Genomic DNA, 24173 nt, shown 5'->3' on the forward strand with positions numbered 1-24173 from the left:
AGGTAGTAAAACCATGAATAAGCTGTTCTTTTTCCAGACCCCGAAGGAAAATCTGAAGATCAACGTGGTCTTCCGGGACGAGAAGCTGCTGGAGTCCTTCAAGGCCGACTCCGCCGAGACTGAGGTCCTGCCCGACGTCCACGACTACTATACCGACATCTACTTCCCCAAGGCGCCCGCGGATCGTCCTTACACCTTCTCCTCCATCGTGCTCTCTTCCGATGGTAAGATGGCCTATCAGGACAATCCCTCCGGCCCCCTGGTGGCCAAGAACAACTTCCTGGATCCCGACGGCTCCCTGGGTGACTTCTGGGTGCTCAACGTGCTGCGCTCCTATGCCGACGGCATCATCGTGGGCGCCAACACCCTGGCCAAGGAGCCCGGCATCACCTGCCACGTCTACGACGAGGACCTGACCCGTCAGCGCCGGGAGCACCTGGGCAAGAAGCATCAGCCGGTCAGCGTGGTGGTCTCCTTTGACGCCACCGACATCCCCTTCGACCACTACACCTTCGACGTCGACCCCGCCGAGGAGCTGAAGATGGTCATCGCCACCGGTCCCGACGGACTGGACTACATCCAGAAGAAGTCCCCCCTCAAGCACGTGGTCTACGGCCCCTTCACCTGCAAGGAGGATGTGGACAAGGCGGAGCTGGCTCCCCTGGACCGGGACTACGACGTGGTCCCCGTCATCGTTACCGGCGAGGGCAAGAACCCCGACGGCCATGTGATGATGTACGTCCTCAAGAAGCTGGGCCTGGAGAAGCTGTGCGTGGAGTCTCCCTCTTACTGCGCCTACATGCTCAAGGAGCAGATGCTGGATGAGTACTTCATCAACTACTCCATGGTCTTCGTGGGCGGCACCACCACCCCCGGCTCCTTCATCTCCTACGGCCACCTGGATCACCCCCACGCCGATCTCATCTCTCTGGGTACCCACAAGAGCAACTTCCTCTTTACCCGTCAGAAGATCCGCTACAACGTCAAGCAGGAGACCGACCTCTCCGCCTACAAGTATTAAACTGAAACCATTCGTCCAAGGCGCACAGCGCCATCGGGACACCGTCCGGCGGGGAAGGCCCCGCGGAATTTGTCCTCATGAAAATTAGGAGGAAAGAAACATGAATTACGATCTGGTTGTCATCGGCGCCGGCCCCGGCGGCTATGTGGCCGCCATCCGTGCGGCCCAGCTGGGCATGAAGACTGCGATTGTGGAGAAGGACGCCTGCGGCGGCACCTGCCTCAACTACGGCTGTATCCCCACCAAGGCCCTGTACAAGAACGCCGAGGTGGTGGACGAGATCATGCACGCCGATGAGTTCGGGATCTCGGTCAAGGGCTACGACATCGACATGAAGAAGGTCCAGGCCCGCAAGGCCAAGGTGGTCAAGACCCTGTCCGGCGGCGTGGAGTTCCTGCTCAAGGCCAACAAGGTGGAGCTGGTGAAGGGCGCCGCCAAGATCCTGGCCCCCGGGAAGGTGGAGGTCAACGGCAAGGTGCTGGAGACCAAGAACATCCTCATTGCCTCCGGCTCCAAGGCCTCCAAGCCTCCCATCAAGGGCATCGACAACCCCGGCGTGCTCACCAGCAAGGAGGCGCTGGAGATGGACCACGTGCCCGGTAAGATCGTCATCATCGGCGGCGGCGTCATCGGCATCGAGTTTGCCGGCATCTACAAGGCCTTCGGCGCCGAGGTCACCATCGTGGAGTTTATGCCCAAGATCATCCCCAACATGGACAAGGAGATCACCGACCGCCTCCAGAAGCTGCTGGAGAAGAAGGGCATCCAGTTCATGGTGGGCACCAAGGTGGAGGAGATCAGCAAGAGCGGCTCCGGCCTCTCCGTCACCGTGGACAAGGACGGCACCAAGAGCAGCCTGCCCTGCGACGAGGTGCTGGTCTCCACCGGCCGCGAGCTGGACATCGAGGGCCTGAACCTGGACGGCCTGGGCATCGCCTACGACCGCAAGGGCGTCAAGGTGGATGAGAACTTCCAGACCAACGTCCCGGGCATCTACGCCATCGGCGACGTGATCGGCGGCGTGATGCTGGCCCACGTGGCTTCCGACGAGGGCAAGGTCTGCGTGGAGCGCATGGCCGGCGAGGACGCCCGGGTGGACTATGACCTGGTGCCCAGCGCCGTGTTCACCTTCCCCGAGGTGGCCAGCGTCGGCATGTCCGAGGAGCAGGTCAAGGAGAAGGGCCTGGAGTACGAGGTGGGCAAGTTCCAGTTCTCCGGCAACGGCAAGGCCCTCACCATGAACAACGCCGAGGGCATGATCAAGGTCATCGTGTCCAAGGACAAGCAGCGCATCCTGGGCGTCCACATCGTGGGCCCCAACGCCAGCGACCTGCTCACCGAGGCGGCCCTGGCCATGCGCGGCGAGTTCACCGTGGAAGAGGTGGCCAACACCATGCACGGCCATCCCACCCTGTCCGAGGCCTTTGAGGAGGCCCTGACCCTGACTCTGGGCCGCGGCATCCACAGCGCCCCCGCCAAGAAAAAGAAATAAGGCTCCGTCCGGAAAACGGCGCATTTGCCCCCGCGCAGCGGCGCCTCGCAGAGTTCCGCCGTGCGCAGACGGCGGAATGGAATGGGATCGTGGTTTCCGGCGGCGTGTACGTCGGAAACCACTCCGCTCAGGCTGCAAGTGTGCGCGCGTCAGCGCGTGCGCGCAGCGGACTGCATTTCTCTCTCAAAAATGCTTGCATTTTTGAGAGGCGTGTCGGATGTGTCCGACACGCCAGACCCCTCCGTGCAGCAGCGCGGAGGGGCCTTTGCCTACCATTGAAGGAGGAATTACCATGGAACTCAAAGTCTATGACAAGCCCCAGTTCATCGAGGAGCTGGTGTTCCGCATCGCCCCCGGACAGGTGGAGCGCTATCTGGAGCTGGAACAGGAGATCTTCTCCGAGCCCCTCTCCCACCGGGCCGGCTTCCTGGGGGCCGAGACCTGGGTGAGCAAGGACCACGAGGGGGAGGTGACCTCCCTCTACTTCTGGGAGAGCGAGGAGGCCTACCACAACCTGGATCAGGTCTGGCTGGGCGGCCAGAAGGATAAGATGGGCCAGCTCATGGGCGAGGACGCGGTCTTTGTCCGGGCGGGCCATGTGTCCGACCGCCGCTTCCGGGTGCGGGAATACCGCTGATGGCAGCCGTCCGGTCCAAGCGGGACCTGCCGCCGGAGGGGCCGCTCCCGCGGCCGGCGCCCCGGCAGTGGTGGGAGGGGGAGGAGCCGGTGGAGCTCCGCCTCACGGCCAACGCGGGGGTGCTTCTGACCTCCCGGGGGGAAAAGCTGCTGGTGGACGGACTCCACGACAGCCGCGCCCACGATTTCAGCCCGGTCGCCCCGGAGACGCTGGCGGCACTGGCGGCCGGCGCGCCCCCCTGGGACGGGATCCGCTGGCTCTTTTATACCCATCTGCACATCGACCACTTTTCCGGCCGGGAGACCATCCGCTTCCTGGAGGGAAACCGGGTGGAGAAGCTCTTCCTGCCCGCCGGGAACGGGGGACCGGGGATCGACCGGGAGGACGTGTCCGCCCTGCGCAGCTGGCTCACTCAGCGGGCCGCGCCGGTGCAGGAGCTGCGCCTTCCCGAGTACCGCAGCGTGACCTATCCGCTGGTGAGCGGGATCCGGGTGACGGCCTTCCGCTCCCTCCACGCCTCGGAGGAGTTTGAGGAGGTGGAGCACGAGTGCTTCCTCTTCGACCTGGCCGGGAAGAAGGTCCTCTTTCTGGGGGACTCCAACTACGACCGGGACTACTTCGCCACCATGCTGGACGGGGTGGAGGTGGATACGGCGGTGGTGAATCCCCTCTTTCTCACGAATCCCTCCGGACGCAGCGTGGTGCTGGAGGGGGTCCGGCCCCGCCGGGTGGTCATCGACCACATCCCCTTCCAGGAGGACGACAAGCTGCACATGCGCAAGCTGGTGGTGCGCAGCCTGGAGCGGTGGGGAGAGTCCTTTCCCCCCGTGGCGGTCCTCTGGGAAGCGGGGGACACCGTGCGCCTGTAAACCCGGAGGGCCCGGAGGGGAGAAGCGCTCCCTTCCGGGCCCTGTTTCGTCCCCGCAGATTCCTCCAGAATCCCTCATAGTACAAGCTGCCCCGCGCATAAGATGACAGCACAAGCGCGGAGAGCGCGCGTCGAATGGAGGGATCTCAATGGAACAGCGTATTGCCGACCTTCGGTGCAAGGAGATCATCAGCATCAACGACGGGACGCGGTACGGATTCGTGGGTGATGTGGAGGTAGAGCTGGACACCGGCCGGATCCGGGCCCTGGTGGTGCCGGGCCGCCTGCGGCTGTTTGGCCTGCTGGGGCGGCGGGAGGACCGGCTCTTCTCCTGGGAGAGCGTGCGCCGCTTTGGAGAGGACATCATCCTGGTGGAGGAGCATCCGAGGCGTTTGCCGGAGGAATAAATTTTTTGTTCGCCCGTTTGGTATGAAAAGCATGCTTTTTTTTCACAAACGGGAGGAAACGTCAGGAAATAGTAAAGGATGTTCCGGAAGGGGGCGCCGCCCTCCGGAATCGGGGACTTTACGACGCTAAAAGATGTGATATAATAACGGGTATAGTTTAGGAACGATTTTTAAACTTGTTAGTATGTTAAAAAATGCACGAGACAGGCTGGGGGAACTATTATGTGCGGAATCGTAGGATTTGCAGGAAAAGAGGAAGCGGCGCCCATTTTGCTGGACGGTCTGCGCCGTCTGGAATACCGGGGATATGATTCGGCCGGTGTGGCCGTCTATCACCCGGAGCGGGGCCTCCAGGTCATCAAGACCAAGGGCCGCATCCAGGCGCTGGCCGACCAGGTGGAGGCCGCCGGCGGCATGCCCGGGAGCATTGGCCTGGGGCACACCCGCTGGGCCACCCACGGAGAGCCCTCCGATGTCAACTCCCACCCCCACATGAGCCAGAACGGCCGCATTGCGGTGGTACATAACGGCATCATCGAAAATTATGCCGAGATCAAGGAATTTCTCCAGTCCACCGGCGTGCATTTTGTCTCCCAGACCGACACGGAAGTGGTGGCCCAGCTGCTGGAATACTACTATGACGGCAACATTCTGGACGCGGTCACCAAGGTGCTCCACCGGATCCAGGGGGCCTATGCCCTGGGCATCCTGTGCGCCGACTGCCCCGACCGGCTGATCGCCGCCCGGAAGGACAGCCCGCTCATCCTGGGCTTTGGGGAGGGATTCCACCTCATGGCCTCCGACGTGACGGCGGTCATCCGCCACACCCGGGAGGTCTGCTACCTGGACGACGGGGAGATCGCCGAGCTCACCCCCGACCACTGCTGGGTGTACGACGCCTATCTCCGCCCGGTGGAAAAGAAGCACCACCAGGTGGACTGGGAGATCTCCGCCGCCGAAAAGGGCGGATATGAGCACTTCATGCTCAAGGAGATCCTGGAGCAGCCCAAGGCGGTGCGGGACACCATCTCCCCCCGCATCCAGAACGGGGAAGTGGTCCTGGACGGGGTGGAGCTGGACGCGGACTATCTCCACGGTCTGGACAAGATCTATGTGATCGCCTGCGGCTCCTCCTACCATGTGGGCGTGGCGGCCAAGTACATTCTGGAAAAGTTGCTGCGCAAGCCGGTGGAGGTGGCCCTGGCCTCCGAGTTCCGGTACTGCGACCCCATCGTGAGCAGCCGGACCCTGGCCCTGGTCATCAGCCAGTCGGGCGAGACCATCGACACCCTGGCCGCCCTGCGGGAGGCCAGACGGAGAGGGGCCCGGGTCCTGTCGGTGGTGAATGTAGTGGGCTCCACCATCGCCCGGGAGTCCGACGAGGTGCTCTACACCTGGGCCGGGCCCGAGATCGCGGTGGCCACCACCAAGGCCTACTCCACCCAGCTGGCCCTGGTGGATCTGATCGCCCTGTACGCCGCCCGGCAGATGGGGACCATTCCCGAGGCGGAGTATGCCGCCGCCGTGGCCGCCCTGGAGGGGCTGCCCGAGCTGCTGGAGAAGGTCCTGGAGCAGCGGGAGCAGATCCAGTATCTGGCCTCCCTGTACTTCAACCACCCCTCGGTCTTCTTCATCGGCCGCAACCTGGATTATGCGGTGGGGCTGGAGGGCTCCCTCAAGCTCAAGGAGATCTCCTATCTCCACTCGGAGGCCTACGCCGCCGGAGAGCTCAAGCACGGCACCATCTCCCTGATCGAAAACGGGACCCTGGTGGTGGCCCTGGCCGGATACGCCCCCCTCTTTGAAAAGACCATGAGCAACGTGGTGGAGGTCAAGAGCCGGGGGGCCGACGTGCTGGGCCTGACCATGGAGGGCTTTGAGAAGCCCATGTCGGAGGCGGTCAACCACACCCTCACGGTGCCCGCGGCCCATCCCATGCTGCTCCCCTCCCTGGAGGTGGTGCCCATGCAGCTGTTTGCCTATTACGTGGCCCTGATGCACGGGTGCGACATCGACAAGCCCCGCAACCTGGCAAAATCGGTGACCGTGGAATGACGGCACGTTTTTGACAAAGCGCCCCCTCTTCCGCCGGGAAGAACGGACGTAAAAAAGATCTGGAGGTATCCTGAATCGTGAAAAGACTGCTTGCACTGACGCTGTCCCTGGCTGTGGCCGGCACCCTGACCGCCTGCGGTTCCGCGCCCTCTGACTCCTCTGCGCCCTCTGGTTCCCCCGCGCCGACCCAAGAGCAGAACTCTGCACAGCCTGTTGTGATCAATTACGGACTCTCCAACCCGTGGGATTCGCTCATGCCCTACAACAGCCCCTCGGGCAGCAACTACTCCCGCATGATTTACGATAAGATCTACGACCGGCTGGTCTTTGTCCACGCCGACGGCACCCTGACCCCCAGAGCGGCCAAGTCCTGGGAGAGCGCCGACGACGGCCTGGCGGTGATCTTCCACCTGGACGAGAAGGCCGCCTTCCACGACGGCACGCCGGTCACGGCCCAGCACTGGGTGGACAGCATCGCCCTGGTGACCAACCCCGACTGCCCCGCCCTGGGACGCTCGGCCTTCGCCGTGCTGGCCGGCACCGACAGCACCGGCGCCGCCGTGGCGGGGGAGAAGCTGGGCGCGGAGGCCCTGGACGACACCACGCTGAAGCTGACCTTCAAGAACGTGACCACGCCCGAGGACTTTTTGCTGGACAAGAACCGGGAGTTCTACGTCCTGCCCACCCATCTGCTGGAGGGGACCGACCCGTCGCAGGTGATGGAGCTGGACCTGTGGAAGGCCCCCATCGGCTCCGGCCCGTGCAAATTTGTCTCCGAGGTGGCGGGCAGCACCCTGACGCTGGAGGCCAATCCGGACTACCAGCTGGGCGCGCCCGGCTTTGACCAGCTGGTCATCACGGTGATGGACAAGTCCAGCCTCCTCACCGCCCTGATCGCCGGGGATCTGGACTACTACGGCATCGGCGGCAGCGTCACGGCGGACACCGCCCCCGCCGCCACCGAGGCCGGGCTGACCGTGCAGGAGGGCACGGTGCCCAACACCTTCTATGAGCTGATGCTCAACAACGAGACCATCTCGGATGCCCGCATCCGCCGGGCCATCGAGCTGGCCCTGGACAAGGAGCTGCTGAGCGAGCAGTCCACCGGCGGATACGGCACGGTCACCGGCACCTCGGTGCTGCCCACCTGCGCCAGCTACGCCGGAGACTACAACACCCCCTACGACGTGGAGGGGGCCAAGGAGCTGCTGACCGAGGCCGGGTATGACGGGACCACCTATACCCTGGCCTGCGCCTCCAACCGCGCGGGTCTCGCCGCCCTCATGCAGCAGGAGCTGGCCGAGGCCGGCATCACCATCACCATTGAGACAGTGGACTCCGCCACCATGTTCTCCGGCATGGCGGACGGCACCTATGACATGGGCATCGCCAGCCATACCCCCAGCGCTCTGCCCCTGTGGTTCGTGGAGAGCCGGTTCACCGAGAACAACAACATCTTCCACGTCCAGGACCTGAGCGAGGTGTCGGCCCTCATCCAGGCGGTGAAGGAGGAGACCGACCCCGATGCCCGCACCCAGGCCGTGAAGGCGCTGGAGGACTGGATGGCGGAGGAGCGTCCCTTCATCCCCCTGTGGTTCGGGACGGCCCTCCATGTGGAGTCCCCCACGGTGAGCGGCATCGAGTACACCGCAGCCAGCTTCTCCAACGAGAATGTGTGGGAGTGGGTCAAGAACTGACGGCCGGACCAGACGCCCGGCGGTGAAATTTGGAAAACCTCCGTAAGAGCCTGCGGGCTCTATGCTCCCCCACCGGGGAGCCGGAAGTGTAGGAGGAAACAATCGTGCTACATTATATCCGCAAGCGGCTTTTGACGGTGATCCCGGTCTTTTTTGGGATCACACTGTGTGTCTTTCTCTTTCTCCATCTGGGGCCGGGGACCATCGCCGACCTGATGGGGGACGGAAGTTCCTTCAACGACACGGACCGGGCGGCGCTGGAGGCCCAGCTGGGCCTGGACCAGCCCTTCCTGGTGCGCTATGGCCACTGGCTGGGGGACTTGCTCCAGGGAGATCTGGGCAGCTCCTACCAGACCGGCCGTCCGGTGGCCGAGACCATCGGACAGCGGGTGGTCCCCTCCCTGATCCTGACGGGGACGGGCGTGGTCCTGGCGGTGGCTCTGGCCATCCCCCTGGGGGTGGCGGCGGCCTGGAAGCCGGGCTCCTTCTGGGACAAGCTGGCCTCCGGGTGCGCCATGGTGAGCTTTGGAGTGCCCGGGTTCCTGCTCAGCCTGATGGCGGTCTACGTGTTCTCCATCACGCTGGGCTGGCTCCCCTCGGCCCGGATGTATACCACCGGGAGCACGGGCACCCTGCCCGACCTGCTGCGGCATCTGATCCTGCCCGCGGCGGTCATCTGCGTGAGCAATATGGGAGAGCTGGTCAAGCAGACCCGCTCAGCCTGCCTGGAGACCCTGGGGGAGGACTATATCCGCACCGCCTGGGCCAAGGGGCTGCGGGGGCGGGTGGTCATGGTGCGCCATATGTTCCGCGGCTCCCTTATCCCCATCGTGACCACCGTGCTCAGCCACATCCCCCACATCATCGGCGGCTCGGTGGTGGTGGAGCGGGTCTTCGGCTGGCCGGGGATGGGAAGCCTCATGTTCTCGGCCATCAATAACCGGGATTTCACCATCGTCATGGGCGTGACGGTGGTCATCGCCCTGACCGTGCTGTGCACCAATCTGCTGCTGGACCTGGTCTACGGACTGGTAGACCCCAGGGTCCGGTATGGGAGGTGCGGCGGATGAGGCGGGGAGGAATGGCCGGCATCTGGAGCCGGTTTTGCCAGGACCGCCGGGCGGTGGCCGGGCTGTGCATCCTGGTGGCTGAGATCCTGTGCGTGCTCCTTCTGCCCCCCCTGATGGGGCTGGAGCCCAATGTGACCGACCGCTCCGCAGGCTTCTGGGCGGCCCCCTCCGCGGCCCACTGGCTGGGCACGGACGATGTGGGCCGGGATCTGTTTGCCCGGCTGGTCTGCGGCGGGCGGATCTCCCTGCTGGTGGGCTTTGCCGCCGCCGGGATCAGCGTGGCGGTGGGCGTCCCCCTGGGGCTGCTGGCCGGATACCGCCGGGGCGCGTGGGAATTCTGGATCATGCGCTGTGCCGACGTGGTCCAGAGCTTTCCCAGCATCGTGCTGGTGCTCTGCCTGGTGGCCATGGTGGGCGCGTCGGTGTGGAACATCATTCTGGTGATCGGACTGCTGGGGTGGACCTCCATCGCCCGGCTGGTCTACGGCAACACCCTCTCCATCCGGGAGAAGGAGTATATCCTGGCGGTCCGGGCGCTGGGCGGGAGCACCGCCACCATCCTGCGGCGGAACGTCCTGCCCAACGCGGTGGCCCCGGTGTGGGCCGCGCTGGCCCTGCGGGTGGGGCGTGCCATCCTGTCCGAGTCCAGCCTGAGCTTTCTGGGCGTGGGCATCCGGACTCCCCAGGCCTCCTGGGGCAACATGATCCAGTATGCCACCAATCCCGTGGTCTTCGCGGGAAAGCCCTGGGTGTGGATCCCGCCCAGCATCTGCATCGTGGTGACGGTGTTCTGCCTCCAGTTTATCGGGGACGGCCTGCGGGACTCCATGGATCCCAAGTGGGTCCGCACCGCGGGGATGGCCGAGTCCCGCGGCGTGTGCCACGAGACGCCCGAGGAGCTGACCCAGGTGGAGCACTGCGCCGTGGAGACGGAGGAGCCCGACGGCCGGGTCTGTGCCTTTGGCCGCAAGCGGATGAAAACCCATCATTTGACCTGAGAGAAAAGCAGCGGTCCCGTTTTCGCGTGGCGAACGAGTTCGACACGCGTCTCAAAAATGCAGGCATTTTTGAGAGGGGATGCAGCCCCCTGCGTCGCACGCGCGGATGCGCGCACGCTTGTGGGCTGAGAAGTGTGTTTTCCGACGTACATGCCGCCGGAAAACACGATTTGGCTCTCTTCCGCCGTCTGCGGACGGCGGAACTCTGCGAGGCGTTTACAGTACAAAGCGCAGGAATACCATTGATCGATAGACCGAGACGGTCCCGCTTCCCAAACAGGAGGCGGGACCGCTTTTTAGTTTGCCCGGTATTCGATGTGGAGCCGTCCCCCGGGCAGCGGGATGGAGGCGGCATGGGAGCGGGGGGTGAGCCGGGTTGGGAAGGGTCCCTCCCGGGCCAGGGTGTCCATCCGGAACACCGACAGGAGCACCCCTGCCAGGAGGAAGGAGGGGATCTGCCCGGCGGGCGCGTAGGAGACAAAGGGGAGGGGGAGGACGTTGGACAGCGGGCTGCACCCCAGATTGCCCAGCCAGTAGAGGATGCCCTGGAAGAACAGGGGCCACAGGGCCGCCCAGGCCAGCAGGCGGCCGGAGGCACTTTGCAGGGCCAGAATGCGGCGGGCGCAGAGGAAGAAAAAGAGCAGGATGCACAGCAGAGCCGCCCAGAACACCACGCTCCCCATCCGGGAGGCCAGATTGGCCAGCATCAGGCTTATATCGTGGTAGAGGGCGGTGACCCGGTAGCCGGTATCCGTCCCCTGGAAGAGGGAGAGGCTGTCCCGCAGGGAGCGGAGGGTGGCGTACAGATAGCCCGCCCCGTCCCGGTCCGGGTGCAGGAAGGTCTGGAAGCGCTGGGAAAAGAGAGCGGCGTGCCGGAGGCAGAAGGCCCCGGTCAGGAGGCACGGGGGTACCCAGATTGCCAGCAGGCCGGTCCGGCGCTTCAGGGAGAAAAACCCCTGCCAGACGGCGGCGGTCAGGACCAGAAGCATGGAGGCGTAGAGGATGGCGCAGACCTCCAGCGCGGGAAAGAGGGCGGGGACCAGCGCCCCCAGGAGCATCACCGGATGGCAGAGGAGGAGGGAGGGGAGGCCCCGCCCGGGCCGGGCGCTGAGCCAGGCGGCAAAGAGGAGGGGGACAAAGAGAAAGAGGTAGAGGAGCCACCGCCCGGGTGCGCCGGGGAGGGCAGACCGGGAGAGCGGGGCAGTGAGGCACGCGGCGGCGAAGGCCAGGACCAGCAGCAGGAAGCAGAGGGGGACCCACCGCCGCCCCTTCCGCAGCAGGCGGGGATAGTCACACAGCCAGACCGCCCCCATGCCCAAGAGGCCCAGGGAGATTCCCAGATACTGCTCCGGCCCATTGTAAAAGTGCGAGTTGGTAAATCCGTGCAGCACAAGGCCCACAAACACGATTCCCACCAGAAAGAGGACGATCTCCCAGCGGGTTTGGGGCCGGTGCAGGCGGTCCAGCTCCCGACCCACCGCCACCGGGTCCCCCATCTCTTCCACCGCCCGGGCGGCGGCCTCCTCCGGGGAGAGCCCCTGGTCCAGGAAGTCCCCCTCCTGGTCGGCAATGTGGTCGGAGAGCTCCCGGAGGAGATAGGTGCGGGCCCGGCCCCAGCGGATCTCCCGGCCTACGGAGTGAAGGTAAGTCCGGATCACATCACGCTCCACACAGGGCACCTCCTTCCAGTACGCCCCGCACCGCGTCGGCGTAGGCATTCCACTCGGATTTCTGCTCCTCCAGGGCGGCGCGGCCCTGGGGGGTGATGCGGTAGTAGCGGCGCACCCGGCTCCCCGGCGCGCCATCGTCGTAAGAGCTGACCCAGCCCTGCTGCTCCAGGGTATGGAGCAGGGGATAGAGAGTCCCCGCCTTGAGTGCAAAGACCTGGTTGGAGCGCAGGCGGAGGGCCTCGATCATCTGATAGCCGTACATGTCCTGTCCGGCCAGAAGGGCCAGCAGCAGCATACCCAGCCCGCCCGGACCGTGCTTTTCCCGGGGCATATGCATTCCTCCCTGATAGATAGATTATCTACATAAAATTATAGATAGATCATCTATCTATGTCAAGAGGGCGGTGAGGCTGATCTGGAGGAACGGGCCGAAACAGAAAACTGGGACCGCTCGCATCCGAGCGGTCCCAGTGGCGCAGAGACAGGAGAACGGGATGGGGGAACGCGGTGTACGGTCCCTTAAAATCCCATGTTGCTGGACAGGTCGTCGGCCAGATTTCCCATGTTGCGCATAGCCTTGCGGGCGGTGCGCTTGAGGTCCTTTTTCTTGGGAGCCATGGCCATGCTCAGTGCGGCGCCGGCCACCATGCCCAGGCCCATCAGGCCCATACCGCCGAGAACGGGATGATGATTCATATGGTTTACCTCCTTACTTGAGTCTGCTGTTATTCTTCCCGAAAACCAGCAAAAATGCGTTGCTAAATCCTGAAAGTCACGGTATAATAAAAATGGATTTCCGGGCGATGGTGCGCCCGGAGGACCTTCATTCAGACAGGAACCGGATGCGGCCCCCAGGGGCGGTCCGGAGCAAGGGGCGGGGGAGGAACCTGGTCCCTTTTTCTATGTTCAAACGACCAGATTAATATGGTATCAAACGGGATACTGATCATGAGAAAGGAGTGATGGCGTGAAGCTGTTGATTCAACAGGGACGCCTGGTGGACCCGGTGAGCGGGATCGGCGGCGTCATGGACGTCCTGGTCGAGGATGGGAAGATCGCGGTCCTGGGCAGCGACATCCGTGATCCGGAGGCCGAGGTGCTGGACGCCCGCGGATTGACCATCTGTGCCGGCCTGGTGGATATGCACGTCCACCTGCGGGACCCGGGACAGGAGTATAAGGAGACCATCGAGACCGGCACCCGGGCGGCCGCCCGGGGAGGCTTTACCTCGGTGGCCTGTATGCCCAATACCCGTCCGGCCATTGACTGCGCGGAGCAGATTTCCTATGTCAAGCGCAAGGCGGAGGAGGCCTGCGGGGTCAACGTCTGGCCCATCGGCGCGGTGAGCCAGGGGGAGAAGGGCGAGGCCCTCACCGATTTTGAGGAGCTCAAGCAGGCGGGCGCGGTGGCCCTCTCGGACGACGGGATGCCGGTGCAGAACGCCAATCTCATGCGGGACGCCCTCATCCTGGCCCACCGGCAGGACCTGACCGTCCTCTCCCACTGCGAGGACGCCGACATGGTGAAAAACTATGCCGTCAACGAGGGACGGGTCTCCCGGCAGCTGCGTCTGCCCGGCCGTCCCGCCATTGCGGAGGAGATCATGGTGGCCCGGGACGCCATGCTGGCGGAGGAGACCGGCGCAGCCGTCCACATCTGCCACATCAGCACGGCCAAGGCGGTGGCCATCGTGCGCCGCTACAAGAAGAAGGGGGTCCACATCACCTGTGAGACCTGCCCCCAGTATTTCTCCCTCACCGAGGACGAGGTGCTGGAGCAGGGAGCCATGGCCCGGGTGAATCCCCCTCTGCGCACCCGCGCCGATGTGGAGGCCATCATTGAGGGCCTCAAGGACGGCACCATCGACGCCATTGCCACTGACCACGCCCCCCACTCCGCCGAGGAGAAGGCCCGCCTTCTGGAGGAGGCCCCCAGCGGCATGGTGGGCCTGGAGACCGCTCTGGGCGTGACCCTGACCTACCTCTACCACACCAAGCACATGCCCCTGTCCGATATCCTGCGGAAGATGACCCTGAACCCGGCCTGCATCCTGCGGATCAACAAGGGCCGTCTCGCCATCGGCGGGGACGCCGACATGGTGATCTTCGATCCCGATGAGGAGTGGACGGTGGACCCGGAGCAGTTTGCCTCCAAGGGCCGCAACACGCCCTTCAGCGGCCACAAGCTCAAGGGCAAGGTAAAGTATACCATCGTGGGCGGGAAGATCGTCTACCAGGACGCGTAAGCCCGGCAGATCCCGCCCCGGAAGAGAGAAAATAGAACAGAAGGAGAACATTCACATGTCTTTTGATGCACTTCAGGAGAAGATCCTTGCGGTAAAGAACCCCACCGTGGCCGGCCTGGACCCCAAGCCCGAGTATGTGCCTGAGCACATCCGCAAGGCCGCCTACGCCGCCCACGGCGAGACCCTGGCCGGCGCCGCCGAGGCCATCTGGCAGTTCAACAAGGGCCTGATCGACGCCCTGTGCGACATCGTCCCCTCGGTCAAGCCCCAGAGCGCCTACTATGAGCGCCTGGGCTGGCGTGGCATGGAGGTCATGGAGCGCACCATCCGCTACGCCAAGGAGAAGGGCATGTACGTCATCGCCGACATCAAGCGGGGCGACATCGGCTCCACCGCGGAGGCCTACAGCGACGGCTGGCTGGGCGCCACTCAGGTGGGCGAGCAGAGCTGCACCGTGTTTGACGCCGACTGTGTGACCCTCAACGGCTACATGGGCGCCGACAGCGTCAATCCCTTCCTGAACACCTGCAAGGAGTATGGAAAGAGCTGCTTCGTGCTGGTCAAGACCTCCAACCCCGGCTCCGGCGAGCTGCAGAACGTCTCCGCCGGGGAGAACGACACGGTCTACGGTCTGATGGCCGACCTCATCGAGAAGTGGGGCGCGGGCACCGAGGGCAAGTACGGCTACACCATGGCCGGTGCGGTGGCAGGCGCCACCCATCCCGAGGAGCTGCGGCAGATCCGTGCCCGGATGCCCCACACCTTCCTGCTGGTGCCCGGCTACGGCGCTCAGGGCGGCACCGCCGAGGATGTGCAGTACGCCTTCCACCAGGGCGGCAAGGGCGCCATCGTCAACTCCTCCCGCGGCATCATCTGCGCCTGGAAGAAGACGGGCCACAACGGCGAGGACTACCAGGAGGCCGCCCGCAACGCCGCCATCGCCATGCGGGACGACATCTGCCGTTTCATCACCATCGAATAAAGAGGCAAAGAGAGCGCCATTCTGCGGAAGGAGCGTGTGCATATGGAATGTCCCATCTGTCACAGAGCCATGGAGCCCGGGAGCGTGAAGCTCCGGACGCTGGGGGGATTTATGAGCAGCCGGACCACCCTCACATGGTATCCCCGGAAGGCATCCGAGAAGCGCGGACTGGGCGCCATCCTGCCCGCCGTGGGGAAGCAGCTGTCCGTCATCAGCGGGATGCAGAGCCAGACCTGTCCCGACGCCTGGTACTGCCCGGCCTGCGGGCACGTGATGGCGCTCTTTTCCGCCGATCCATGAACATAACATAGAAGAGACAAGGGCGTGATACCAATGAAAGTGGAACGCAAGTGTAAGATTGTATCCAAGGAGTGGCTCAACCAGGACGCGGTGTATATGGTCCTGGAGGTGGGCGACATGGTGCGCACTTCCTGCAAGGGACCGGGCCAGTTCGTCCATGTGAAGTGCGGCGACGGCCTGCTGCTGCGCCGTCCCATCTCGGTGTGCTCCTGTATGGAGGACGAGCCGGAGGACACCCTGGCCATCGCCTTTGAGGTGCGGGGCGAGGGCACCGCGTGGCTCTCTGAGCGCCAGGTGGGAGATACCCTGGATGTGCTGGGCCTGCTGGGCAACGGATTCCAGGTCCGGCCTGAGGGCCGCTACCTGCTGGTGGGCGGCGGCATCGGCATCCCCCCCATGCGGGGCTGCGCCCAGTACACCCAGGGCCGCTCCACCGCCATCCTGGGCGGCCGGTCGGCGGACAAGGTCATCCTGCAAAACTGCTTCCAGGACGAGTGCGCCAAGGTGCTCGTCGCCACCGACGACGGCTCCCTGGGCTACCACGGCTTTGTGGACGCCCTGGTGCGCCAGGAGCTGAGCGAGGACAAAAACTACGACGCGGTGCTGGCCTGCGGCCCCAAGCCCATGCTGCGCAACGTGGCGAAGGTGGCCGAGGAGTTCGGCGTGCCCTGCCAGGTCTCCATGGAGGAGCGGATGGGCTGCGGCGTGGGCGCCTGCCTGGTGTGCGTGTGCGACATGAAGGACGGCACCCGCAAGCACGCCTGCAAGGACGGCCCGGTGTTTGATTCCAAGGAGGTGGACTGGGATGCATAATGTGGATCTGTCGGTCACCCTGGCCGGGATGACCATGAAAAACCCGGTGGTGGTGGCCTCCGGTACCTTCGGCTTCGGCCGGGAGTACGGGGAGTTCTATGACCTCTCGGAACTGGGCGGCATCTGCGCCAAGGGCCTGACCCTCCACCGGCGGGAGGGCAACCCCGGTCCCCGCATCGCCGAGACCCCTATGGGCATCCTCAACTCCGTGGGCCTTCAGAACCCCGGTGTGGACGCCTTTATCGCCACTGAGCTCCCCTTCCTGCGGCAGTATGACGTGAAGGTCATCGCCAACATCTCGGGCAACAGCCCCGAGGAGTACGGCGTGATGTGCGAGAAGCTGGCCGAGGCCGGGGTGGATATGATCGAGGTCAACATCTCCTGCCCCAATGTAAAGGCGGGGGGCCTGGCCTACGGCACCCGGCCCGAGCTGGCCGCCGAGGTCACCGAGGTGGCCAAGGCCCACGCCGGGCAGGTGCCCGTGATGGTAAAGCTCTCCCCCAACGTCACCGACATCACCGAGATCGCCCGGGCGGTGGAGGGCGCGGGGGCGGACGCCCTCTCCCTCATCAACACCCTGCGGGGCATGCGGATCGACGTGAACACCCGCCGCCCCATCCTGAAGATGAACACCGGCGGCATGTCCGGTCCCGCCGTGCTCCCCGTTGCGGTGCGCATGGTGTGGGAGGTCTCCAACGCCGTCAAGATCCCCGTGCTGGGCATGGGCGGCGTCTCCAAGGGCGAGGACGCGGCCCAGATGATGCTGGCCGGCGCCACCGCCGTGGCGGTGGGTACCGCCTGCTTTGCCGATCCCTACGCCCCGCTCAAGGTGCGGGACGGCCTGGCTGAGATCGCCGCCAGGCAGGGACTCTCCGCCGTGTCGGAGCTCACCGGCGGCGTAAAGCCCTGGTAAGACGCGGAGAGGAGGCGCGGAACATGGAGGACCACTACTATGTATCCCTGAGCCTGGAGGAGTGCATCGACCGGGTCCACGCCGCCGTCACCGGCAGCATCACCGGCGAGCTCATCGACCGGTATGAGGTCCCCCATCCCAAGGGCGGGACCTGCGTGGTGCTGGTCTACGAGAAGCACTACTGGCGGGCGGGCAACCGCCTCACCCTCACCGTGGTGCTGGACGACTTTGCCGGAACCGACGTGACGCAGGTCCACTGTGCCGGCGGGGGCGGGGGCGAGGGCCTGTTCCGCTTTGACTGGGGCGCGGCGGGCAGCTTTGAGGACGCCGTCCACCGTGCCCTGGAGGCATACCGGCTCTGAGGCCGGAGAGACTGAGAGAGGGGGAGGAGTCCCATGGCTTGTACACTGTATATCGTCCGCCACGCCGAGGCGGAGGGGAATCTCTACCGCCGCATCCACGGCTGGTATGATTCCCTCATCACCGACAACGGCTATCGCCAGATCGCCGCGCTGGAGGAGCGCTTCCGGGACATTCCGGTGGACGCGGTGTACTCCAGCGATCTCTTCCGCACCAAGACGACCGCCGGGGCCATCTACCGCCCCAAGGGGCTGGCGCTCCAGACCCGGGCCGACCTGCGGGAGCTCTCCATGGGCGTGTGGGAGGACCACACCTGGGGCGAGGTGGCCCACTTCCAGCCGGAGCACTATCTCCGGTACAGCACCTGTGACCCCGGGTGGAAGAACGAGGGGGGCGAGTCCCGGCAGGAGGGCCGCCGCCGCATCCGCGCCGCCATCCTGGACATTGCCGCCCGGCATCCGGGCGAACAGGTGGCCGTGGTCTGCCACGGGGACATCATCCGCTGTCTCCAGGCCGAGGTGCTGGGGGTGCCGGTGGAGGAGATGCCCTCCCTGGGGCACTGCGACAACACCGGCGTGACCGCCCTGCGGGTGGAGGGAGAGCGGATGGAGCTCCTCTTCCAGAACGACAACTCCCACCTGCCGGAGGAGTGCTCCACCCTGGCCCGCCAGCGGTGGTGGAAGGACGTGCGCAACACCATGGGGGACGCCAACTTCTGGTTCCGTCCCCTCACCGCTGCGGATGAGGCCTTTTACTGCTCCCTCCACCGGGAGACCTGGACCGGGCTGTACGGCGCCGAGTCCGGCTATGACGCGGGAGCCTTCTTCCGGGACGCGCTGGAGTGGGCCGGGCGGGATGCCCGGGCGGTGAGCGTGGCTATGCTGCGGGAGGAGGCGGCCGGGATGGTACAGCTGGACCTCGCCCGGGATGAGGCCCAGGGGGCGGGCCACATCCGCTTCCTGGCCCTGGCCCCCGAGCGGCGGGGGAAGGGGCTGGCCCCCCAGCTCCTGGGGCAGGCCGTGTCGGTCTACCGGGGCATGGGCCGGGACCGGCTGCGCCTGCTGTGCGCGCCGAAAAATGAGCGGGCCCGGCGGTTCTATGACCGCCACGGCTTCCGCACCATCGCGGCTCAGCCCGGACACCGGGGGAGTCTGGATCAGATGGAAAAATACATCGGCTATCGTCCGGACGCCCGGGGAGGGCTCCTCTGACGGGGCCCATTTTAAGACAAGACGAGGTTTTTATGAATCAGTTTTTACCCGTATCCAAAGAGGAAATGGTGGAGCGCGGCTGGTACTGGTATGACTTTCTGGTCATCACTGGCGACGCCTATGTGGACCACCCCACCTTCGGCCCGGCCATCATCTCCCGGGTGCTGGAGGCGGAGGGCTACCGGGTGGCCGTGCTGGCCCAGCCCGACTGGCACAGCGCCGACGCCTTTGCCGCCATGGGGCGTCCCCGGCTGGGAGTGCTCCTCTCGGCGGGCAACATCGACTCCATGGTGGCCCACTACACCGCCGCCAAGCGCCGCCGGCACGACGACGCCTATTCCCCCGGCAATCAGGCCGGACGCCGTCCCGACCGGGCCACCATCGTCTACTCCAACCGGGTGCGGGAGGCCTTTAGGGACATCCCCCTCATCATCGGCGGCCTGGAGGCGTCCCTGCGCCGGTATGCCCACTACGACTACTGGGAGGACAAGGTGCGCCGCTCCATCCTGGTGGACAGCCAGGCCGACCTTCTGACCTACGGCATGGGCGAGCGGGCTACCCGGGAGATCGCCAGGCGGCTGGCGAAAAAGGAGCCCATCTCCTCCATCACCGATGTGAAGGGCACCTGCTTCCTGGCCCGCAGCGCCGATGCGTGCGCCTATCCCAAGGTGGAGGTGGCCTCCTTTGAGGAGGTGGCCCGGGACAAGCGGGCCTACGCCCTGGCCAACCAGGTGGAGTATGAGGAGCACGACCCCATCCGGGGCCGGGCCATCGTCCAGCGCCACGGGGATGCCTATGTCATCGCCAACCCGCCCGCCATGCCCCTGAATACGGCGGAGCTGGACGCGGTGGCGGAGCTCCCCTATGTGCGGGAGCCCCATCCCATGTACGATGCCATGGGCGGCGTGCCCGCCATCGAGGAGGTGCGCTTCTCGGTGGCCCACAACCGGGGCTGCTTCGGGGCGTGCAACTTCTGCTCCCTGGCCTTCCACCAGGGGCGGATGATCACCTCCCGCAGCCATGAGAGCGTCATCCGGGAGGTGGAGATGCTCACGAAGCATCCGGGCTTCAAGGGCTATATCCACGACGTGGGCGGCCCCACCGCCAACTTCCGCCACCCCTCCTGCGCCAAGCAGCTGGAGCACGGCCTGTGCAAAAAGCGGGCCTGTCTGGCCCCCACGCCCTGCCCCAACCTGGACGCTGACCACAGCGACTATTTAAAGCTCCTGCGGGAGCTGCGCGCCATCCCGGGCATCAAGAAGATCTTCATCCGCTCGGGCATACGCTTTGACTATATGCTGGAGGACAAGAACGGGGAGTTCTTTGCCGAGCTGGTCAAGCACCATGTCTCCGGCCAGCTCAAGGTGGCCCCGGAGCACTGCGTCAACGGCGTGCTGGACTATATGGGCAAGCCCCATATCCAGGTCTATGAGAAGTTCAAGCAGAAGTACGACCGCCTGAACCAGAAGTACGGCAAGGAGCAGTATGTGGTGCCCTACCTCATGTCCTCCCATCCGGGATGTACCCTTCAGGACGCGGTGAAGCTGGCCGAGTGGCTCAACAAGACCGGACGCCAGCCCGAGCAGGTCCAGGATTTCTATCCCACGCCGGGCACCCTGTCCACCTGCATGTACTATACCGGCATCGATCCCCGCACCATGGAGCCGGTCTATGTTCCCACCGATCCCCACGACAAGGCCATGCAGCGGGCGCTCATGCAGTGGAAGCGCCCGGACAAGCGCCCCCTGGTACTGGAGGCCCTGCGGAAGGCGGGCCGGGAGGATCTCATCGGCTATGGGAAGGAGTGCCTGCTCCGTCCCGTCCACGGAGCGCCTGCCGGCGGACCGCCGGAGGGCCGGAAGAGCGCCGGGAAGGGCCGCGCCGGGGAGAAGAGCCGGGGCGGCAAGCCCAAGCTCAAGCAGGCGGGCCTCCGGGTGGAGCACAACGAGTCCCACGCCAAGCGAAAGGCCGGCTGGGCCAAACCCAAGAGCAAGAAGAACGCCAAGCCCGGAAAGGGCCGTTAAGCGCGTGTCAATGGAAAGGCCGCCGCGAAACCATTTTGGTTTCGCGGCGGCCTTCAGCGTGTCGAACAAGTTCGACACGCTTCTCAAAAATGCTTGCATTTTTTCGAGGGGATGCAGGCCTCGGCGCGCACTCGCTTTCGCTCGCACACTTGTGGCCTGAGAAGAGTGTTTTCCGACGTACACGCCGCCGGAAAACACGATTTGACCCTCTTCCGCCGTCTGTGGACGGCGGAACTCTGCGAGGCTCTTGCAGCACAAATCGCAGAAATACACGTTATTTTGACAGTCTGAGGCCGCGAAACCAACAACGGTTTCGCGGCCTCTTTGCGTCAGGTGTGGTTTCCCTGGATGACGGCCAGGAACTGCTTGCCGTACTGGGCCAGCTTGTGGCTGCCCACGCCGGGGACCCGCTCCATCTCGGAGAGGGTGGCGGGCTTGCGGGCCGCCATCTCCCGCAGGGTGCGGTCGGTGAAGATGACGTAGGCGGGCAGACTCTTTTTCCGGGCCAGCTCTCCCCGCAGGGCCCGCAGGTTCTGGAAGAGGGTCTCGTCCACCGGTCCTCCGGGGAGGGGCTGAGGCCGCTCCCGGCGGGCGGTACGGGACTGTCCGGCCTTCATGCGCATGGTGACCTGCGTACTTCCGGCGGAGAGCTCCCGGGCCCGGGGACCCTGGGAAAGGACGGGGTAGTCCCCGTCGCTGAGGGCCAGATACCCCTGGTCCACCAGGTGGCGGATCTGGGCCTTGACCTGCTCCACCTTCCGGTGGGACAGGAGCCCGAAGGAGCGCCGCCGGTCCAGATCCCAGCGGAGGGTGCGCTCGTTCTCCCGGCCGCAGAGAAGGTCTGCGATGGTGGTCACGCCGAAGCGCCCGCCGCACTCATCCACGGCGGAGAGGATGGCCCGGGCCTCCTTGGTGATGTCCACATCCTCCCATCCCTCGGTGCAGTTGGAACAGTGGCCGCAGGAGGGGGACGGGGGCTCCTCCCCAAAGTAGCGGAGGATGAAATGGCGCAGGCAGTCGTTGGTGGTGGCGTAGAAGGTCATGGTCTTGAGCCGGTCCATCTGCCGCTGGCGCAGGGCGGAGAGGGCCTCCTCCTCCACCCCCTCGGGGGCCTGGGACTGGTCGATGAGGTAGCGGTTCGTGATCACGTCCCGCCCGCTGTACAGGAGGATGCAGTCGGCGGGACTGCCGTCCCGTCCGGCCCGGCCCGCCTCCTGGTAGTACCCTTCCAGATCCAGGGGCATGTTGTAGTGGACCACATAGCGGACGTTGGATTTGTCGATGCCCATGCCGAAGGCGTTGGTGGCCACCATGACGGGGCACTCGTCGGTGGCAAAGGCGTCCTGGTTGGCCTGCCGTTCCTCGGGGCTCAGTCCGGCGTGATAGCGGGTGGCGGCCACGCCGTGGGCCTGGAGAAAGGCGCAGACCTCCTCCACCGCCTTGCGGGTGGAGCAGTAGACCACGCCGCTCTCATTCTGCCGCCGCAGGAGGATGGAGAGGAGCTCGTCCTTCCGGTTCTGGGGATGGCGCACCTCGAAATAGAGGTTTTTCCGGTCAAAGCCGGTGGTGGTGGTCACCGGGTCCTGGAGGGAGAGCTTTTGCAGGATGTCCTCCCGCACCTCGGGGGTGGCGGTGGCGGTAAAGGCTCCCAGGGCGGGGCGCTTGGGCAGGGAATCCAGAAAGGCGGGGATCTTCAGATAGCTGGGCCGGAAGTCGGTGCCCCACTGGGAGACGCAGTGGGCCTCGTCCACCGCCACCATGGAGATCTGGGCCTGCTGGGCGAAGCGGAGAAAGCCGGGGCTCTCCAGCCGCTCGGGGGCCACATAGATGATCTTATAGCGGCCCTGCCAGGCCCGCTCCAGGGCCAGGGCATACTGCCGCTCGGTGAGGGAGCGGTTGAGATAGGCCGCCGGGATGCCGGCCTGCACCAGGCTCCCCACCTGGTCCTTCATCAGGGAGATGAGGGGGGAGATCACCAGCGCCACTCCCGGGAGCATGATGGCCGGGAGCTGGAAGCACAGGGATTTGCCCGCGCCGGTGGGCATGATGGAGAGCACGTCCCGCCCCTCCAGCAGGGCGTCCACCGCCCGCTCCTGGCCGGGAAGAAAGCCGCGGTATCCAAAATAGGCCTGGAGCATCTCCAGTTTATAGGACATGGGGGACCCCTCCTGTCTGCACTCGAACAATCGTTGCTATTGTAGCACAGATCGCGCCCCGAGACAACGGGGGAGGAAATTGCAAATGCCCTTTTACCATTTAGACTGATTTCGATGAAATGGGAATTCTATGTTCCAAATCGGAAGGGGTACAGATAAAAACCTCCACGAGATTTTCAATGCCTCGTGGAGGTTCTCTTCACATGGTCCTCAGAAAGTAATATTCACAACTTCGGTATCCACAATGGTTTCCCAGTTCTCGAAGTCGAACACATGGAACGACAATTCCACATCATTGATTGCCGTGATGTCGTTTTCACTCAGATCGGATTCCATAAATGTGATGGTATCCACCGCTTTCTTTCCTGCAACCACATTGCAGGAGAACATAGCATTCACCATAAAACCGTTGATGGATACGTCCCTGGTCTGCACCGTGATATCCTTGTCGCTGTTGTTTTCCATATAAACTACGATGCTTGGGCCAAAGATGGATTCATCCTCTGCAAGGCCCTTGATGACAATTTTTACACCATTTCCATCATAGGCTAAACTGCCGCTGTCGTCAAAAGTGTATTCATAAGTATCCGCGATGGAAGTTTTAAGCTGGATTGCATCGGTATCGAGGTAGGTCTCCCATTCGGCCGTATCAAAGATGTGGAATGCAATCTCCATATCAGCGATTGCATCAATACCGCAGGCTTCAAAACTTGATGCCGCAAAAATTAAACTGTCGTTGGCTTTTTTGCCATTCACAACATCCACAGACATCATCGTTTCTGCCATGTATCCGTTCACGCAGGCATTTTTACATTGAAAGGTTAAGTCTTTACCGGAATTGTTCTCAATAAGGAGTTTAATCTCCGGTCCAAAGATTCCGTCCATTTCGAGGCTTTTTGCTGTGATTTTTACTCCGGATTCCTCCAGAAGTACCGTTTCAGGAATCGTCACTTCTTCCGGCTCCGTTTTTCCTGCCTGCTCGCTCGGCTGTGCTTCTGCACCGCTGTTTCCAGTCGTAACAGAGGAAGCGTCTTTGATTTCTCCACCGGAAGAATCTCCGCAGGCGGCGAAGGACATCACGATGACGAGGGAAAGGATAGCGGCTAAAACTCTTTTCATGTTCTCTTCTCCTTTACTTTGCATCTTGTGGCATGAAAATAACTCCAATATTACCAGACAAACATACAGCTCAGCATTTCTTTTCTCGCCACATTTGGGTTCAGTATACCAAGTTTAAAAATATATGTCAATAAT

Annotated in this window: 22 protein-coding genes; 17 read left to right on the top strand and 5 right to left on the bottom strand. The window is 64.1% G+C overall.

Annotated elements, in window-relative coordinates:
• Positions 1 to 13 precede the first annotated feature (13 nt).
• The 9 genes from INF37_RS03225 to INF37_RS03265 all read left to right on the top strand — a co-directional run bounded on the left by INF37_RS03225 (position 14) and on the right by INF37_RS03265 (position 10245).
• Positions 14 to 1021, top strand: coding sequence for a dihydrofolate reductase family protein (locus INF37_RS03225; protein ID WP_101693607.1), 1008 nt, complete (start codon positions 14 to 16; stop codon positions 1019 to 1021).
• A 100-nt stretch (positions 1022 to 1121) separates the two neighbouring features.
• On the top strand, positions 1122 to 2513 hold the full coding sequence (gene lpdA / locus INF37_RS03230; protein WP_193536363.1) for a dihydrolipoyl dehydrogenase: 1392 nt from the start codon (positions 1122 to 1124) through the stop codon (positions 2511 to 2513).
• Positions 2514 to 2805: 292 nt separating this feature from the next.
• Positions 2806 to 3150 (top strand): TIGR03792 family protein, encoded by a 345-nt coding sequence (locus INF37_RS03235; RefSeq protein WP_101693605.1) that lies wholly within the window; start codon positions 2806 to 2808, stop codon positions 3148 to 3150.
• Positions 3150 to 4019: an MBL fold metallo-hydrolase gene (locus INF37_RS03240; RefSeq protein WP_193536365.1), complete on the top strand. Its 870-nt coding sequence runs from the start codon at positions 3150 to 3152 to the stop codon at positions 4017 to 4019. The genes INF37_RS03235 and INF37_RS03240 overlap by 1 nt, the downstream gene beginning before the upstream one ends.
• Before the next feature lie 148 nt (positions 4020 to 4167).
• Positions 4168 to 4425: a YlmC/YmxH family sporulation protein gene (locus INF37_RS03245; protein ID WP_101693603.1), complete on the top strand. Its 258-nt coding sequence runs from the start codon at positions 4168 to 4170 to the stop codon at positions 4423 to 4425.
• A gap of 222 nt (positions 4426 to 4647) precedes the next feature.
• On the top strand, positions 4648 to 6480 hold the full coding sequence (glmS, locus tag INF37_RS03250) for a glutamine--fructose-6-phosphate transaminase (isomerizing) (protein WP_193536368.1): 1833 nt from the start codon (positions 4648 to 4650) through the stop codon (positions 6478 to 6480).
• A 77-nt stretch (positions 6481 to 6557) separates the two neighbouring features.
• Positions 6558 to 8177: an ABC transporter substrate-binding protein gene (locus INF37_RS03255; protein ID WP_193536370.1), complete on the top strand. Its 1620-nt coding sequence runs from the start codon at positions 6558 to 6560 to the stop codon at positions 8175 to 8177.
• A 104-nt stretch (positions 8178 to 8281) separates the two neighbouring features.
• Positions 8282 to 9247, top strand: coding sequence for an ABC transporter permease (locus INF37_RS03260; RefSeq protein ID WP_193536372.1), 966 nt, complete (start codon positions 8282 to 8284; stop codon positions 9245 to 9247).
• The gene (locus INF37_RS03265) at positions 9244 to 10245 is read left to right on the top strand and encodes an ABC transporter permease (RefSeq protein WP_193536374.1); all 1002 of its coding nucleotides are present in this window, start codon (positions 9244 to 9246) and stop codon (positions 10243 to 10245) included. The genes INF37_RS03260 and INF37_RS03265 overlap by 4 nt, the downstream gene beginning before the upstream one ends.
• Before the next feature lie 296 nt (positions 10246 to 10541).
• On the opposite strand, the gene INF37_RS03270 is transcribed toward INF37_RS03265, so the two are convergent.
• The 3 genes from INF37_RS03270 to INF37_RS03280 form a co-directional block, all read right to left on the bottom strand.
• Positions 10542 to 11915, bottom strand: a complete 1374-nt coding sequence (locus INF37_RS03270) for a permease prefix domain 1-containing protein (RefSeq protein WP_193536377.1) — start codon at positions 11913 to 11915, stop codon at positions 10542 to 10544.
• On the bottom strand, positions 11905 to 12246 hold the full coding sequence (locus INF37_RS03275) for a PadR family transcriptional regulator (protein ID WP_193536379.1): 342 nt from the start codon (positions 12244 to 12246) through the stop codon (positions 11905 to 11907). Before INF37_RS03275 ends, INF37_RS03270 begins: the two co-directional genes overlap by 11 nt.
• 188 nt (positions 12247 to 12434) lie before the next feature.
• Positions 12435 to 12611 carry a hypothetical protein gene (locus tag INF37_RS03280; RefSeq protein WP_180956924.1) on the bottom strand — a complete coding sequence of 59 codons (177 nt, stop codon included), beginning with the start codon at positions 12609 to 12611 and terminating at the stop codon, positions 12435 to 12437.
• Positions 12612 to 12882: 271 nt separating this feature from the next.
• Here INF37_RS03280 and INF37_RS03285 point away from each other — a divergent pair, with 271 nt between their 5' ends.
• The 8 genes from INF37_RS03285 to INF37_RS03320 are packed head-to-tail and all read left to right on the top strand — an operon-like array spanning position 12883 to position 20763.
• A complete protein-coding gene (locus INF37_RS03285; protein ID WP_193536381.1) occupies positions 12883 to 14160 on the top strand; it encodes a dihydroorotase in 1278 nt (425 codons plus the stop codon).
• A gap of 55 nt (positions 14161 to 14215) precedes the next feature.
• Complete coding sequence (gene pyrF / locus INF37_RS03290) at positions 14216 to 15142, top strand: orotidine-5'-phosphate decarboxylase (protein ID WP_193536383.1); 927 nt, start codon at positions 14216 to 14218, stop codon at positions 15140 to 15142.
• A gap of 42 nt (positions 15143 to 15184) precedes the next feature.
• Entirely contained in the window at positions 15185 to 15442 is a 258-nt protein-coding gene (locus INF37_RS03295; protein ID WP_193536385.1) for a PF20097 family protein, read from the top strand.
• Between the two features lie 33 nt (positions 15443 to 15475).
• On the top strand, positions 15476 to 16255 hold the full coding sequence (locus INF37_RS03300; RefSeq protein WP_101693593.1) for a dihydroorotate dehydrogenase electron transfer subunit: 780 nt from the start codon (positions 15476 to 15478) through the stop codon (positions 16253 to 16255).
• On the top strand, positions 16248 to 17168 hold the full coding sequence (locus tag INF37_RS03305; RefSeq protein WP_101693592.1) for a dihydroorotate dehydrogenase: 921 nt from the start codon (positions 16248 to 16250) through the stop codon (positions 17166 to 17168). The genes INF37_RS03300 and INF37_RS03305 overlap by 8 nt, the downstream gene beginning before the upstream one ends.
• Positions 17169 to 17191: 23 nt before the next feature.
• Positions 17192 to 17530 carry a DUF6054 family protein gene (locus tag INF37_RS03310; RefSeq protein ID WP_186962843.1) on the top strand — a complete coding sequence of 113 codons (339 nt, stop codon included), beginning with the start codon at positions 17192 to 17194 and terminating at the stop codon, positions 17528 to 17530.
• 33 nt (positions 17531 to 17563) lie between these two features.
• The gene (locus INF37_RS03315) at positions 17564 to 18739 is read left to right on the top strand and encodes a bifunctional histidine phosphatase family protein/GNAT family N-acetyltransferase (protein WP_193536387.1); all 1176 of its coding nucleotides are present in this window, start codon (positions 17564 to 17566) and stop codon (positions 18737 to 18739) included.
• Positions 18740 to 18771: 32 nt separating this feature from the next.
• The gene (locus tag INF37_RS03320; protein ID WP_193536389.1) at positions 18772 to 20763 is read left to right on the top strand and encodes a YgiQ family radical SAM protein; all 1992 of its coding nucleotides are present in this window, start codon (positions 18772 to 18774) and stop codon (positions 20761 to 20763) included.
• 329 nt (positions 20764 to 21092) lie between these two features.
• Here the strand turns inward: INF37_RS03320 and recQ are convergent, their stop codons facing one another.
• Complete coding sequence (gene recQ, locus INF37_RS03325) at positions 21093 to 22919, bottom strand: DNA helicase RecQ (protein ID WP_193536391.1); 1827 nt, start codon at positions 22917 to 22919, stop codon at positions 21093 to 21095.
• A gap of 210 nt (positions 22920 to 23129) precedes the next feature.
• On the bottom strand, positions 23130 to 24038 hold the full coding sequence (locus INF37_RS03330; protein WP_193536393.1) for a hypothetical protein: 909 nt from the start codon (positions 24036 to 24038) through the stop codon (positions 23130 to 23132).
• Between the last annotated feature and the right edge of the window lie 135 nt (positions 24039 to 24173).

The sequence above is a fragment of the Pseudoflavonifractor gallinarum genome (assembly GCF_014982855.1).
GTDB classification, from domain to species: domain Bacteria; phylum Bacillota; class Clostridia; order Oscillospirales; family Oscillospiraceae; genus Pseudoflavonifractor_A; species Pseudoflavonifractor_A gallinarum.